The sequence below is a fragment of the Psychrosphaera aestuarii genome, assembly GCF_017948405.1.
Lineage (GTDB): Bacteria > Pseudomonadota > Gammaproteobacteria > Enterobacterales > Alteromonadaceae > Psychrosphaera > Psychrosphaera aestuarii.
Genome location: NZ_CP072844.1, coordinates 1332206 through 1348337, shown reverse-complemented (window position 1 = coordinate 1348337; position 16132 = coordinate 1332206). Strand labels below are relative to the sequence as shown.

Sequence of the window (16132 nt, the reverse complement as noted above, 5' to 3'; positions counted from 1 at the left end):
CAAACATAACACTTCAATTAACTATGATATTTCACCTTTCATCGCAAGAAGGTGACGTATGCGTAAAAGCTAAGTACACTATTTTTAGTTTTTAAAACAATAACAATATTTCAGGGATTACCTATGAAAAACGCATTAAAACTAACACTGCTAAGTGTTGCTTTAACCTCGGCGTATGTTGCTCCTGCACATGCATTTGTCGCCGACAAAAGCGCAGCGACTGAAGAGGCTGCAAGCAAAGAAGACAAAAAATGGGACGTAAAAAACCCAACGGGTGAAATGAAAACGATCTCAATCAACACTGATGAGTCTACATGGTCTAATTTAGATGTGCATCCGAATGGTAAAACTATCATTTTTGATATGTTGGGAGACCTATACACTATGCCAATCAACGGTGGCAAGGCGACGCCACTCGTATTAGGTTATGACTGGAACATGCAGGCGACGTACAGTCCTGATGGCTCTAAAATTGCGTTTTTAAGTGACCGTGATGGCATGATGAACGTTTGGGTTATGAACGCAGACGGTAGCGACCCCGTTCAAATTACTAAACAAACAAGTCACACTATCCATACTCCGACTTGGAGCCCTGACGGCCAATTTATTGCAGTGACTCGTGGTGTCATGTCCTCTCGCTCTGTTGCAGCTGGCGAAATATGGCTATACCACCACACAGGTGGCAGCGGTACAAAAGTAAAAGCTGGTTCTTATGGTGCATTTAACCAGAAAAATATCACAGACCCTAAGTTCTCCCCAGATGGAAAATACTTATATTACACCCAGGATGTGACCAGCGGTCGCGTTTGGGAATATAACAAAAATTCTACGACCGAGTTGTTTAATATTATTCGTCACGACTTAGATACTGGTGAAGAAGAGCGTTATATCGGTGGTGCTGGTGGTGCTGTCATTCCTACTCCGTCGCCAGATGGCAAATACATGGCTTACCTAAAGCGCGAAGATACAAAAACAGTTCTTTATATTAAAGATTTAAAGAGTGGGCTTGATACTCGTTTATATACTGAAATGGAACGAGATCATCAGGAAACATTTGGTACCGAAGGCAACTATGCCTATTTTGACTGGACACCAAACAGTAAAAACATTGTTTTTTGGAGCAATGGCAAATTCCAAAGCATTGATGTTAAAGATAAAAAAGTTACTGCAATTCCATTTAATGTTGCAGTTGAAAAGCAAGTTCAAAAAGCCATACGTGTTGCTGTAGAGGTAGCCCCAGATACGGTTCAAGTTAAACAAACTCGATGGGCAACAATGTCACCTACTGGTGATAGAATTGTTTATCAAGCATTAGGCAAATTATATATTCGTGATGTTAAGTCTGGTAAAACAAAACGACTAACTAAACAAAACGATCATGACGAGTTCTACCCTAGTTTCTCTCGTGACGGCAAATACATTGCGTACACAACGTGGAATGATGAAAAGTTAGGTAGCGTTCGTGTTGTTAAAGCTAGAGGCGGAAAAGGCAAAGTTATCTCAACTGAGCCGGGTCATTACATGCAACCACGTTTCTCACCAGATGGCGAAAAAGTAGTATTCAATCGTTTTACCGGTGGCTACTTAACTTCTCCTGAATGGTCAATGGAGCCTGGCGTTTATGTTGCAGACATTGACGGAGATAAAATGAAGCGCGTTATCAAAAGTGGCGGCGATGCGCACTTTGGCGCAGATAACGACAAAATTTTCTATACCTCATATCAATCAGGTTCTTATGGTACCAAACGTAAACTTGTAGAAGTAAATTTAGATGGTTTTGACCAAAGAGATGTCTTAAAAGGTGACAAAGTTACCGAATTTAAAGTATCGCCTAATGGCCAATGGATCGCATTTACTTATCAATTCAATGCTTATGTGGCGCCATTTTCAAAGGTAGGTACTTTACAGTCAATTGGACCAAAATCATCTTGGGTTCCTGTTGGCCAAGCATCTAAAACAAGTGGCTCAGAAATGCATTGGTCAGCAGATAGCAAGACTTTGCATTGGTCAAACGCTTCTACTCTTTATTCAAGAAAGGTAGAAGATACTCTTAAGCATCTAGCAAAAGGCGATGAAGCCTTGCCAGAGCCAACGAGCGAAGGCATCGATCTTAGTTTTGAAGTAAAAGCCGACATTCCTGACTCTAAAGTAGCACTCGTAGGTGGTAAGGTTGTCACTATGCGTGACGCCGATAACAAGCAAGAGATAATTGAAAACGGTGTTGTTTTAGTTGAAGGCAATCGAATTGTAAAAGTAGGTAATCGTTCCGACGTGCAAATTCCGAAAGGCTATAAAACCGTTGATGTTTCAGGCAAAACTTTGGTGCCTGGTATCATTGACTCACACGCGCATGGCTCTCAAGGAACACGTCAAATTATTCCTCAACAAAACTGGAAAAACTTTTCGTCTATTGGCTTTGGCGTAACAACACTTCACGACCCTTCCAATGATAATCGTGAAATATTTGCAGCGGCTGAATTGCAGCGCACCGGTAAAATTGTAGGACCTCGTATTTTCTCTACTGGTCGTATTCTTTATGCGGGTTATTCACCTGGCGCTACGGCTAAAATCGACAGCTACGATGATGCAAAATACCACATCAAGCGAACTCAAGATAACGGCGCCGTGTCGGTTAAAAGTTACAACCATCCTCGTCGAGATACCCGCCAGCAAGTCTTAGCGGCAGCTCGTGAGCTAGGCGTAAATGTTGTACCTGAAGGTGGCGGTAAGTTATATCAAAATATGACGATGGTTATTGATGGTCATACAACTCTAGAGCATTCGTTAAATATTCCACGTGGCTATAAAGATTTAACGCAAATGTGGAGCCAAACAGAAACAGCTTACAACCCAACGTTTGTTGTTGCTTATGGCGGCTTATCTGGTGAGCGTTATTGGTATGATAAAACCAACGTATGGGAAAACGAGCGTCTAATGCGCTTTGCCCCTCGTTATATTATAGAACCTGTGTCTATTCGTCGCGAAAAAGCGCCGGAAGACCACTACAACCACATTGAAATAGCTAAATACGCTAAAACGCTCCGTGATAATGGCGTTCGTGTATTAATTGGTGCGCATGGCCAACGTGAAGGTTTAGCGGCTCATTGGGAAATGTGGATGATGGCGCAAGGTGGATTTACTCCTTGGGAAGCACTACGTGGAGCAACTTACGACGGTGCTGTTGCACTTGGTATGGACAAGGATTTGGGCTCAATTGAAGCCGGAAAATTAGCTGACATCGTGATCATTGAAGAAGATGTACTTTCGGATATTCGCAAGTCAGAGTATGTATCTCATACGATGATCAATGGTCGTTTATTTGACGCTAAAACCATGAACGAAGTAGCAACCGGTAACTACAAAGCAAAACCTCTTTTCTTTGACCGTTTAAATATCAATGCGATGCCTACTGCAACCGCAACTGAGCTTAAACAAAAAGAAGAGAAGTATCACTGGAAGCATCATTAGTAGAAAGTTAATGTAAATTAACAATCTCTATTTTATTAAAGGGCCTTATGGCCCTTTTTTTATTTTTGGCTAAAGTTATATTGCGACCAGCAACAAACACTGAACGTGCATGATTCAATTTATTTGAACAACATATTAAATTTATACAATTATACTAAACAACAAATCACCTCTACTCTAACCACATAAGTTATTAACTAGTTACATTAAAAAGAGAGATATTATGTTTGAAAACAAAGAAGGCTATACCATTCAAAATGTTGATATAGCCATTCAAAAAGGCAATCAATGGGAAACAGTAAGTACCGACAGCATTTTTAACAACCGCACTGTTATTGTTTTTGCCTTGCCAGGGGCTTTTACACCAACATGCTCTTCAACTCATTTACCTCGCTTTAATGAATTAGCGCCTGTTTTTAAAGAAAATGGTGTTGATGAAATTGTTTGTGTATCTGTTAATGACACTTTTGTAATGAATAGCTGGGCTAGCTCACAAGAGGCTGAAAATATCACAATGTTGCCAGATGGAAATGCCGAGCTAACCAAACAGATGGGCATGTTGGTAGACATGGCGCAAGCCGGTTTCGGTACGCGCTCATGGCGTTATTCGATGTTAGTAAAAAACGGTAAAATTGAGAAAATGTTTATTGAGCCTCAAAAACCAGGTGACCCGTTTGAAGTTTCTGATGCCGATACAATGTTGGATTACATTAACCCGAAGGCTAAAAAACCCGTGCCAGTGTCACTTTTTGTAAAGCCTGGTTGCCCATTTTGTACCGCGGCAATAGATATGTTAAACGAGCGTAATATGCCGTTTGAAACTATTGTACTAGGACAACAAGCAACACTAACAAGCCTAAAAGCAATGACAGGCCGTGAGAAAGTGCCTCAAGTATTTATCGATGGCAAACACATTGGCGGTAGCGACGAATTAGCAGAATACTTTTCCAATTAGTATAAATATAAAAAGGGCCTGTTGGCCCTTTCATTCTCCAAAACGCTCTTACATCAAAGCTTAAGTTTTTGAATGTAATCAAGTGTAGTACCCCTGCCATCAACAGTTTTATTTTTTAAGATTAAGGCATTTGTAATATTCTTAGGCAATAAAAAAGCTCTGAACTTCAGTTGTTTAAAATTCAAACAAGCCAAGTGCAAAGCTTTCTAGTTGTATCGAAAGTAAAATTATCTAATAAGGAATTAGTACTTAGATACCATATTTTCTAAAGAGATAACTTTAATTTTGTCCGCGTGACCTGCTGTACCAAACGCTTCATAACGCGCTTCAACAATGTCTTGCATTGCAGTAATTGTCTTAGCTAGATATTTACGAGGGTCAAATTCACTTGGGTTTTCAGCAAGGAATTTACGAACCGCGCCCGTAGAAGCTAAACGTAAGTCTGTATCGATATTAACTTTACGAACACCGTATTTAATACCTTCAACGATTTGATCAACTGGAACGCCATATGTTTCTGGAATTTCGCCACCAAATTCATTGATAATTGCTAACCATTCCTGAGGAACAGAAGACGAACCGTGCATAACTAAGTGCGTATTTGGAATGCTTTCATGAATCGCTTTAATGCGGTCAATCGCAAGGATGTCACCTGTTGGTGGACGAGTGAATTTATAAGCCCCGTGTGAAGTACCGCAAGCAATCGCTAACGCATCAACATTAGTTTTCGCAACGAAATCAGCCGCTTCTACAGGATCTGTTAGCATTTGCTCTTTAGTCAAAATACCTTCAGCACCAACACCGTCTTCTTCACCCGCTTGTCCAGTTTCTAAAGAGCCTAAGCAGCCTAGTTCACCTTCAACAGATACACCACAAGCGTGAGCCATTTCAACCGTACGACGTGTAACATCAACGTTATAGTCGTAATCAGACGGTGTTTTGCCGTCTTCCATTAGTGAACCGTCCATCATAACTGATGAGAAACCTAATTGAATTGAACGCTGACAAATCGCTGGAGACGTACCGTGGTCTTGGTGCATACAAACAGGAATGTGAGGAAACTCTTCAATTGCAGCTAAAATCAAATGACGTAAAAACGGCGCACCTGCATATTTGCGAGCACCGGCTGATGCTTGAACAATAACCGGACTATTTGTTTTGTCCGCAGCGGCCATAATGGCGCGCATTTGCTCTAAGTTATTAACGTTAAACGCTGGTACACCATAACCATACTCGGCTGCATGGTCTAAAAGTTGGCGCATTGAAATTAAAGCCACATTCCACTCCTATCGAATTTTTCTTCGTGTTGAAAGTTTTTGTAATCTATTTTGTAATTCTACAGAACGACTTTCAAAATGTCTTTCATCTTTTTCAATTTCTTTTAATTGTAGATTAAAATTTGGAAGCTATTTAATACATAACGTTTATTTTCAAATAAGCTTTTTGAGACTTATCCTGTTAAAACTGCAGCATTTACAGCATCGGCTATAAAGTCTGGACGTTCTAACGGCAACATATGCTTGCACCCTTTGCACAGCTTAACTTTTATCGAAGAAGGTAAAGTCTCAAGCCATTCATAATTTAATAAAGGGTCGGTGTCACTGGCTAAAAATTGAATAGAAAATTGACTCGCCACATCCCAAAACACACCTTTTAAATCCCGACGCTCTCCTGTAAAGCTCAATTGATGCTTTAAGCTTTCAACCCCGAGCTTTTGATCCATAGACTGAATAAGTTGAATCATATTTTCATCGTCATGGTGAATTTCATTCAGCATGTATTTCACGCGACTGCTGCTTGCGCCCGAGTAGGGTTTTGCATCTATGTTTTGGATTATCCTTCGGCGTTGCCTCAACTCTCGGCTTGGTAATGCAGTTGGTGTGTTAGAACAAATAAAAAACTGAATATTAATTGCGCTATCAAGCGTTAAATCACCTTCATTAAGCGACGCTAAATACGATGACGCGATATAGCCTCCTAATGAGAATCCTAGCAAGAATACCGGTTGCCCTTCAACGGCCACACTCTGTATAGCTTTATGCAGCTGTAATAACACCTCGTTAATCGGCAGTTTAGGTATTTCAAAGTGTGTCGCATCTATGTCTGATGACAATAGAGAACGAAGTTTATCCCACAGCCTAGAGTCACATTGTGTCCCCGGAATTAACACTAATTTTGTTTTCATTTAAAACTCAGACATCTTTTTCAATTCATACCCTTTGCAATTCGCTTCTCTTACAATTCACACCGTCTTACTTTTAAGCCTATAATGACATTAGCTAAAATAAAACGGAAGCCGTCGCTATTGGCTAATAATTATCCACCCAGAAAAAGCGATTAATAGCGATAAATGGCCTTAAGTAATGAGAATAGAATGTATTTAAACTGTGATTTAGGCGAAACCGAATTAATCACGCCAAACAGTGTAGAGCATTACGTTATGCCCCACATTAATATGGCCAACATAGCTTGCGGTGGACACGCAGGAAATAAAGAAACGATCGCAGCAACCATTCGTATCGCTAAAAATTACAACGTGATAATTGGTGCGCACCCTAGTTATCCAGATAAACAAAACTTTGGTCGTGTAAGCGTTAAACTCCCACAACGCGAACTCATTATTAGTTTAAAAAAACAATTAACCGACTTTATTTATATTGCAAGAGATGAACATTATTTACCTCAGTATGTAAAACCACATGGCGCCTTGTATAACGATTTAGTGAAAAATAGAGAGATAGCAGAGTCGGTTATTAAAGCCGTTGCAGAGGTTAACCTTACCAACCCAGATAGCAATTTAACGCTCATGGTATTGTCCTCGGCGCCGGACTTTGTCGTTAGTCTTGCCGAACAATACTCCGTTACATTGATCTTTGAAGCATTCGCAGATAGGCGATACTTAGCAAATGGCCAACTGACTCCTCGTTTTCTAGAAGATGGCTCAAAGAACCCACAAGCACAACTTGATTTTTTAGATGCCCTTCAACAAATACAAATGTTAAAAGCGCATTCAGGCGTCATTGATAATCAGGGTTTACCTGTAAAGATTTCCGCAACTTCTATTTGCGTGCATGGTGATAACCCGCAAGCAGCTAGTGAAATGGAACTGCTAAAACTGAGTATCGATAGCGAGTTAACCCTTGATATTTTGACGCCCACTTCATTCATTTTTAAGCTGGCTCCTAACAGCAAATTATCACTGGTTCAGCTCAAAAATGAACTGGACAGTCAGTTTAATGAATCGCTTCAAGTAAGCACTATCGCTTTTAACTCGCTGTTAATTGAATCAACTTTGGCTCAAGAAGGCGTCAAAAAGTTGTTATATCAAGCATTTTGTTTAGCAAAAAATCTGCTGACCGAACACCAAAATCAAAAAATGAGCATTATCAAATTGCCTATTTATTATGGTGATGAAGTTTCGTTAGATATGCCTCATATAGTTAAAAATACTGGGCTGACAAAGCAACAAATTATTGACCTACATCTTAGTTCAACTTATGAGGTTGGCGCTATTGGCTTTGCCCCGGGTTTTGCCTACTTAAAAGGTATCCCAAAGCAATTGCAAATACCAAGACATAAACAGCCGAGAACAAGTTTACCGGCCGGTTCGGTAGCAATAGCAGAAGACATGACTGCAATATATCCGCAATCTTCGCCCGGCGGATGGAATATTATTGGCCAATGTCCAATGCCACTATTTGATCCTTTAAACGACAATTGCCCTATTCCCTATAAAACAGGCGACAATGTGTCATTTTATGAAATTGAGATAGCTGAATTCAATACGCTAAAAGCTCAATACTCTGGTTCTGGTTCTGGTTCTGGTTCTGGTTCTGGTTCTGGTTCTGGTTCTGGTTCTGGTTCTGGTTCTGAAAATAAGCCAAGCACCAACCTCTCTAAAACAACAAATGCAAACTTGCAGCAAGTGGGAAATACTCGAAGTCCAATTTTAAAGGTGATTAAAAGCGGTGCACTTAGCACGATGCAAGACTCCGGTAGAAATCAAGTCTCTCAGTTTGGCATCACAACATCGGGCGCAATCGACAGTTTTGCCTTTTACTGGGCAAATAAGTTGTTAGGCAATAATCCCAATGCTCCTTGTATTGAAATTACCCTTGGTAACGCTGAATTTGAAATTCTAGCTAATGGTTTTGTTTGCATAACAGGGGCAGAAGTAAAATGCTTACTCGATGGTAAAAGCATACCTCAATGGCAAGTTATTCCAGTAACTGTAGGCCAGCGCATAAAACTAGGCTACGCCAAAACAGGATTACGAATATATTTAGCAGTGGCGGGTGGATTTTTAAGTGAGACTTCTTTCGGTAGTGTTTCTACGTGTATAAGAGAGCAATTAGGCACAGTACTCAAAACCAATAATATTTTGGTTGGGAAAGTACCAACAACCAACGGTGACAACAATGGGAGCACGGGAAAAAGCAAAGTAGGCACAAACATTCGCTCGTTATCATTTAAACATGTGCCAAGTTATCCACAACATTTAGAGCTAGAGGTTGTAACTAGCAGCCATGTTTTTGAACTGGAAGTCGAAAACAGTAAATTGCTAGCTAGCTTTTTTGGAACAACCTTTCAAGTCTCAGCCGACTCCGACCGAATGGGAGTGCGTTTACAGCCAATTGAGCATATTGAACAGAACAACAACGACTTAAAACATTCGCTTTCAATATCACCTGAAGGTATACAACTTGGTGCGATACAAATAACCCCAGACGGAATGCCAATTGTCATGATGGCTGATCGTCAAACGTTAGGTGGTTATCCCAAAGTTGGAACATTAAGCAGTGAGGGTGTTAATAAGTTAGCGCAAGCTAGACCTGGGACTCATATTCGCTTTAAAGCAACATCACTCAGCGCCAAGTGAATTTTGAATTTTGAATTTTGAATTTTGAATTTTGAATTTTGAATTTTGAATTTTGAATTTTGAATTTTGAATTTTGAATTTTGAATTTTGAATTTTGAAAAACTTAGCTAAAAGAGTTTGTGTTCAAGCTTTAATTTATTAAGCCTGAACACAAACAATTATTGCTGCCTAAAATTAGATTAAGCTTTAGCGCGTTGTTCTAAAATTTCAACAGCAGGTAACACTTTACCTTCAACAAACTCTAAGAATGCACCGCCACCAGTAGAGATGTATGAGATTTTGTCTGATAAGCCATATTTATCAATTGCCGCTAACGTATCACCGCCACCAGCAACTGAGAATGCATCGCTTTCTGCAATCGCTTGCGCAACCACTTCTGTGCCTTTAGAAAAATTATCAAACTCAAATACACCACAAGGGCCATTCCAAAGAATTGTTTTTGCATTCTTTAATATGTCTGCTAATGCTTGTGCTGACTCTGGGCCTAAGTCCAAGATTTGCTCATTGTCTTGTACTTCTGATACATCTTTAATGACAGCTTCGGCCGTATCTGAAAATTCAGTCGCGACTCTAACGTCTGTAACATTAGGAATATCAAGTTCAGCCATTAAACGTTTAGCTTCAGGAATTAAGTCTACTTCGTGCAATGACTTTCCAACGTTATAACCACGAGCTGCAACAAATGTATTAGAAATACCGCCACCAACAATAAGTTGGTCACAAATTGTAGACAGTGATTGAAGTACCGTTAACTTAGTAGAAACCTTAGAGCCACCTACTATCGCAACTAACGGGCGTGCCGGATTATCTAATGCCTTACCTAATGCTTCTAGTTCCGCCGCCAATAAAGGGCCGGCAGCTGCAACTGGTGCAAACTTAGCAACACCGTGCGTAGAGCCTTGTGCTCTGTGCGCTGTACCAAATGCATCCATGACAAACACATCACACAAGGCAGCATACTGTTTCGCTAAAACATCGTCATTTTTCTTCTCACCAACATTAAAACGAACGTTTTCAAGAACAAGAACTTCGCCTGCTTTTGCATCAACGCCATTTAGGTAATCTTTAGCTAACGATACAGGTGCGCTTAACTTTTCATTTAAATTATCAACAACAGGCTGTAATGAGAATTCTTCATTGTATTCACCTTCCGTTGGTCGTCCTAGATGAGACATTACTAATACTTTGGCGCCTTTATCCAATGCAGCTTGAATAGTCGGAATAGAAGCGTCAATGCGAACAGCAGAGGTCACTTTACCATTTTGAACTGGCACATTTAGGTCTTGACGGATCAGTACGGTTTTACCGGCTAAATCTAAGTCCATCATCTTGATTACTGTCATTTCAAATCCTTCAACTCTGTTTATATCGATAATTTTATTGTTTAAATTGGGTTCTAATTATTTATCTCAAGCAAGTCCATTATTTAACATGGCAACTAAACGTTTAAGTTCGCTTGTTTAAAGCTTCAAAAATGGTTTTAAAGAGGCGGTTGTATCCAACATCCTATTGGCAAAACCCCATTCATTGTCACACCATACAAGAAGCTTGATTAACCTTTTATGGCTAACGCGTGTTTGATTGCCATCTACAATTGCGGAATGCGGGTCATGGTTAAAATCAACAGAAACTAAAGGCTCTTCTGTATACCCTAATATTCCTGCAAGACCATTATTACAAGATGTAACAATTGCTTGGTTTACATCGTTAATAGTAACGTCCGTGTTGACGGTTAAACTCAAATCCATCGCCGTCACATTAATTGTAGGAACACGAACCGCTATGGCTTCAAATCGCCCGGCAAACTTAGGTAATATTCGTTCTATTCCCGCAGCTAATTTTGTGTCGACAGGAATAATACTCTGGCTTGCAGCTCGAGTTCTGCGTAAGTCTGGATGGTAGGCATCAATAACCTGTTGGTCATGCATAGAAGAGTGAATAGTGGTAATAGTGCCGCTATCTACGCCAAAAGCGTCATCGATAGCTTGAATCACAGGCACTACACAGTTTGTTGTACATGAGCCATTTGAGATCACATCATGATCGTTTGTTAATGAATCTTGATTAATGCCAAAAATGATTGTGTTATCCACATCTGGGTCTGCTGGGTGCGAAAATATAACTTTTTGTGCACCAGACGTTATGTGCGATGCGCCCTCTTCTCTTGATTTGAAAACGCCAGTACATTCTAAAACTACGTCTACCTTCAAAAGCTTCCAAGGTAACGAATGTAAATCTTCTATATGTAAAAGCTCAATATGATCACCATCAACCACTAAATTTTGTTGCTCATTTAAATGAACGTCAAAACCAAAGCGACCATGCGATGTATCATATTTTAATAGGTGGGCGATGCCTTCAGGATCGGCTATTTCGTTAATTGCCACCACGTTAAACTCGTCACTGCGGTTTGTTTCATAAATAGCACGCAATACATTGCGACCAATGCGACCAAAACCGTTGATTGCGATATTAATAGGACGAGCGTTCTCTGACATGACGTTAATTTCCTGAAGCCCTGCTAAGTAAGTTTGCAAAGCATTTACTGCTAAAAATAAAACTGCTTTACGAATAAAACAAAAAAAGCGAGCACATATAATACTCGCTTTTTATCTAATATTAAATTGTAGAACGAGACTTGATAATAAGCCTCGAGCTAAATTTTAAAGTGATTGTACAGTTTTAATCACATTTTCAACGGTGAAGCCAAAGTGTTTCATTAAGTCGCCACCCGGTGCTGATTCACCAAACGTCGTCATGCCCACTACTTTACCGCTAAAGCCAACATATTTATGCCAGTAATCAACATGGGCCGCTTCAATAGCAACTCGTTTAGTTACCGAGTTTGGTAGAACCGTCTGTTTGTATGCTTCGTCTTGCTCATCAAACAGATTCGTACACGGCATAGAAACAACTCTAGTTGCCGTTCCTGCTGAATTTAGCTGCGCAGCCGCTTCAACTGCAAGAGCAACTTCGGAACCGGTTGCTATCAAGATAACTTCAGGCTCGCCATCACTATCTACTAGGATATAGCCGCCTTGCTGAATCATCTCAACTTGCTGCTCTGTTCTTTCTTGGGCTGGTAAGCCTTGACGAGAAAAGATCAACGAGCTCGGACCTTCGTTATATTCTAACGCTGACTTCCACGCTATAACTGACTCAACCGCATCAGCTGGACGCCATGTATGCATATTTGGCGTCATACGTAAATTTGCGATTTGTTCGATTGGTTGGTGGGTAGGGCCGTCTTCACCTTGGCCAATTGAGTCATGTGTATAAACGAATATATTTTGAATACCCATTAATGCAGACATACGAACCGCATTACGCGCATATTCCATGAACATTAAGAATGTTGCACCGTAGTTAATGAATCCACCATGCAATGAAATACCGTTCATGATGCCGCTCATACCAAATTCACGAACACCATAATAAATATAATTACCTGCAGCATCATCTTGAATACCTTTTGAACCAGACCAAAGCGTCAAGTTTGAACCGGCTAAGTCAGCTGAGCCGCCTAATAACTCTGGTAACAATGGAGCAAACGCTTCAATCGTATTTTGTGAGGCCTTACGTGATGCAACGCTTTCCGCTTTTTGCTGTGTCGTTAACGCATATTGGTAAGCCTTTTCAGAGAAATCTTCTGGTAATTCACCCAAGATCACTCGTCGCTCAAACTCTGCAGCTAGTTCAGGGTACGCATTTTTGTATTCAACAAACTGTTCGTTCCATGTTGCTTCGTCTTCGTCACCCGCTTGTTTTGCATCCCACATTTCATAAACGTCCGCAGGGATTTCAAATGGTGCGTGTGGCCAGTTTAAGAACTCTCGAGTTGCCGCAATTTCGTCATCACCTAATGGCGCACCATGGCAGTCATGAGTACCTTGTTTGTTTGGTGAACCAAAGCCAATTGTTGTTTTACAAATAATAATTGAAGGCTTGTCGATAACAGATTGTGCCTCAGTAACTGCATTCGCAATTGCCTCCGGGTTATGTCCATCTACATTTTCTACTACATGCCAGCCATATGCTTTAAAGCGCATAGCCGTATCTTCAGTAAACCAACCTTCTACTTCGCCATCAATACTGATGCCATTGTCGTCATAAAATGCAACCAATTTACCAAGCTTTAATGTACCAGCTAATGAACAGGCTTCATGTGAAATGCCTTCCATTAAACAGCCATCGCCTAAAAATACATAAGTGAAATGATCAACAATATTGTGGTCTTCACGGTTAAACTGTGCCGCTAAGGTTTTTTCCGCAATCGCCATACCTACCGCATTTGATACACCAGCACCTAACGGGCCTGTTGTTGTTTCAACGCCTGGTGTGTAACCATATTCTGGGTGACCTGGCGTTTTTGAATGCAGCTGACGGAAATTCTTGATGTCGTCAATTGACACATCGTAACCAGATAAATGCAATAGCGAGTAAATTAGCATTGAGCCGTGTCCATTAGACAAAACAAAACGGTCACGATCAGCCCAATTTGGGTTATTTGGGTTGTGTTTTAGAAAACCACGCCATAGTACCTCTGCGATGTCAGCCATCCCCATTGGAGCTCCTGGGTGACCTGATTTTGCTTTTTGGACCGCATCCATGCTTAACGCACGAATGGCATTTGCTAAGTCTGTTCTAGACGCCATGCTAATTCCTATATTTATATTGGTTTTGGGCAAGTCGCTATTTGACCTAAATTTGGCCCGTAAAGCAACGTCAATACGGCTTTTATTATGAATTTTCTATTAACTTTGTTAATTACAAATAATTCTATTGCGTTATAATGCCCCTTCTAATCAAAACACAATTATGGATAATCATGATCAACAAACAGCTTCCTTTGGTTGACCTACACCGTCACTTAGACGGCAATATTGCGCCGAAAACCGTTTGGGAACTTGCCCAAAAGCACAACATTGACTTACCAGGTAGTAACCTAGAAGAATTTACGCCGCATGCCCAAATTCAAGGTCAGTCATCAGATTTGTTAGGTTTTTTGCAAAAGTTGGATTATGGCGTATCTGTACTTGCTGATTATGACGCTATCTACCGCGTTGCTTATGAAAATATGGCGGACGCTAAAGCTCAGCAAATAGATTATACCGAACTGCGTTTCTCTCCTCACTACATGGCAATGGCCTATAACTTGGACATGGCTGAGGTGGTAAACGTTGTGGCTGATGCTGTTGCCGCAGGTAGCAGAGATTTTGGCGTAAAAGCGAATCTAATTGGTATTCTTAGTCGCACCTTTGGCGTAGACACTTGTATGAAAGAGTTACAAGCTATCCTAGCGCATAAAGATAAAGTTATTGCGTTAGACTTAGCGGGCGATGAATTTAACTTCCCGGCAACGATGTTTGTTGACCACTTTAAATTGGCGCGTGACGCTGGTTTAAATATTACTGTGCACGCTGGTGAAGCTCGCGGCCCTGAAAGCATTTGGGACGCTATTAACTTGTTAGGCGCGACCCGAATCGGGCACGGAGTTGCAGCCATCAAAGACTTAAAGCTAATGGATTACTTAGTAGAAAATAACATCTCAATTGAGTCTTGCCCTACTTCAAATTATCAAACCGCCACAATTGATGATATTAAAAAACACCCACTGCGAACTTTCTTTGATCATGGTGTAAACGTATTTTTGAATACCGACGACCCTGCAGTCTCCAATATCGATATTTTAAATGAATACCGTGTTGCTCAAGATATTTTGGGCTTTAACGGCGACGAATTGAGCCAAATCCAAAAAAATGGTGTAAAGGCCGCGTTCTTATCAGATGCTGAAAAGCAGGCTCTGTTAGACTCAAAGCGCTAAGTCACTGTCTTATTCATTTATATGGTGGCGAACTGATACCACACCTACTAGAGTTTGGAAGAAGCGACATTACCTCGCTTCTTCCTCTAAAAACTCAATCAACTTAGACTCAACAAAAGCAACACGTTTAGTCTTATAGTTCTTTTTATTCGATACCAAATAAATAGTTTCAAATACCGCCTTCGGTAATCGATGAACCATCACTTCATCACAACGATTAAATGCATGAACTGTAAATTTGGGTAACACCGTAAAGCCGAGCCCGAGAGCAACAGGCTCCAATATCAAACCTATCTGATTAGAAAAACCAGTTCGAGTAAACTGAGTTACGGTTGTGAACAGTTTGTAGTTTGCGCCTAGCAAAAGTTGAGCGTGATGAGACGCATCTGGGTGATCAATGAATCCCAGTGTCTCTAAATTTTGCCAGCTTGGATTAATTGTATTCTTGGGTGTGACTAACACCAGCTCTTCCTGACCTATAGCTTCAAATTGTATGTCAGGCTCCAAAGAATTACGTGTGACAAGGCCTATATCAATTTCCTTGTTTTGAACGTGTTTAATTATCATCTGATTTGGCGCAAACGCATACTCTATCGTTAAATTTGGATGCTTTTTTTGAAGAGCTAAGAGCTCAGGATATAACTTTAAGCCTATACTTCCTGGACTGCTTAATGAAATATTCCCAACTGTCGAGCTATCTTCTTTTATTCTTAGCTCTAAATCATTAATTGAACTTAAAAGCTCCTTTCCTTTTTTATATAGCACTTGTCCTGCACTTGTTAAGGTAAAAGACTTGCCTTCTCTTATTAGCAATTGAACCGCCAATTGACCTTCAAGCTTTTTTATTTGTTGACTAACGCCAGACTGCGTCATGTAAAGTTGTTCTGCCGTTTTTGTAAAATGGCCAGTATCAACTAACGTGCAATAAGTGCGCAACCAAACCTGATTAATCATTTCCCTACGTTCTCATTTTGATGCCAAATGATAATTTTTAATTATGGCATTT

The 16132-nt window shown here is 40.4% G+C and carries 10 protein-coding genes; 4 read left to right on the top strand and 6 right to left on the bottom strand.

Annotation, left to right across the window (positions count from 1 at the left end; genetic code table 11):
* Nucleotides 1–123 precede the first annotated feature (123 nt).
* Nucleotides 124–3468, top strand: a complete 3345-nt coding sequence (locus J9318_RS06050) for an amidohydrolase family protein (RefSeq protein WP_210562155.1) — start codon at nucleotides 124–126, stop codon at nucleotides 3466–3468.
* A gap of 223 nt (nucleotides 3469–3691) precedes the next feature.
* Nucleotides 3692–4423 (top strand): glutathione peroxidase, encoded by a 732-nt coding sequence (locus tag J9318_RS06045; RefSeq protein ID WP_210562154.1) that lies wholly within the window; start codon nucleotides 3692–3694, stop codon nucleotides 4421–4423.
* Nucleotides 4424–4665: 242 nt separating this feature from the next.
* Here J9318_RS06045 and fba read toward each other — a convergent pair whose 3' ends face one another.
* A complete protein-coding gene (gene fba, locus J9318_RS06040) occupies nucleotides 4666–5700 on the bottom strand; it encodes a class II fructose-bisphosphate aldolase (protein ID WP_210562153.1) in 1035 nt (344 codons plus the stop codon).
* 173 nt (nucleotides 5701–5873) lie between these two features.
* Nucleotides 5874–6608, bottom strand: coding sequence for an alpha/beta fold hydrolase (locus J9318_RS06035; RefSeq protein WP_210562152.1), 735 nt, complete (start codon nucleotides 6606–6608; stop codon nucleotides 5874–5876).
* Between the two features lie 165 nt (nucleotides 6609–6773).
* Between J9318_RS06035 and pxpA the strand changes: the two genes are divergently transcribed.
* Nucleotides 6774–9302, top strand: a complete 2529-nt coding sequence (pxpA, locus tag J9318_RS06030) for a 5-oxoprolinase subunit PxpA (RefSeq protein WP_210562151.1) — start codon at nucleotides 6774–6776, stop codon at nucleotides 9300–9302.
* A gap of 179 nt (nucleotides 9303–9481) precedes the next feature.
* On the opposite strand, the gene J9318_RS06025 is transcribed toward pxpA, so the two are convergent.
* From J9318_RS06025 to tkt, 3 genes are all read right to left on the bottom strand, one after another.
* Nucleotides 9482–10645 carry a phosphoglycerate kinase gene (locus J9318_RS06025; RefSeq protein ID WP_210562150.1) on the bottom strand — a complete coding sequence of 388 codons (1164 nt, stop codon included), beginning with the start codon at nucleotides 10643–10645 and terminating at the stop codon, nucleotides 9482–9484.
* A 117-nt stretch (nucleotides 10646–10762) separates the two neighbouring features.
* A complete protein-coding gene (epd, locus tag J9318_RS06020; protein WP_210562149.1) occupies nucleotides 10763–11800 on the bottom strand; it encodes an erythrose-4-phosphate dehydrogenase in 1038 nt (345 codons plus the stop codon).
* Between the two features lie 165 nt (nucleotides 11801–11965).
* Nucleotides 11966–13957, bottom strand: a complete 1992-nt coding sequence (gene tkt, locus J9318_RS06015; RefSeq protein WP_210562148.1) for a transketolase — start codon at nucleotides 13955–13957, stop codon at nucleotides 11966–11968.
* A gap of 173 nt (nucleotides 13958–14130) precedes the next feature.
* Between tkt and add the strand changes: the two genes are divergently transcribed.
* Nucleotides 14131–15126 (top strand): adenosine deaminase, encoded by a 996-nt coding sequence (gene add / locus J9318_RS06010; protein ID WP_210562147.1) that lies wholly within the window; start codon nucleotides 14131–14133, stop codon nucleotides 15124–15126.
* Nucleotides 15127–15195: 69 nt separating this feature from the next.
* Here the strand turns inward: add and J9318_RS06005 are convergent, their stop codons facing one another.
* Nucleotides 15196–16080 carry a LysR family transcriptional regulator gene (locus J9318_RS06005; RefSeq protein WP_210562146.1) on the bottom strand — a complete coding sequence of 295 codons (885 nt, stop codon included), beginning with the start codon at nucleotides 16078–16080 and terminating at the stop codon, nucleotides 15196–15198.
* Nucleotides 16081–16132: the final 52 nt, after the last annotated feature.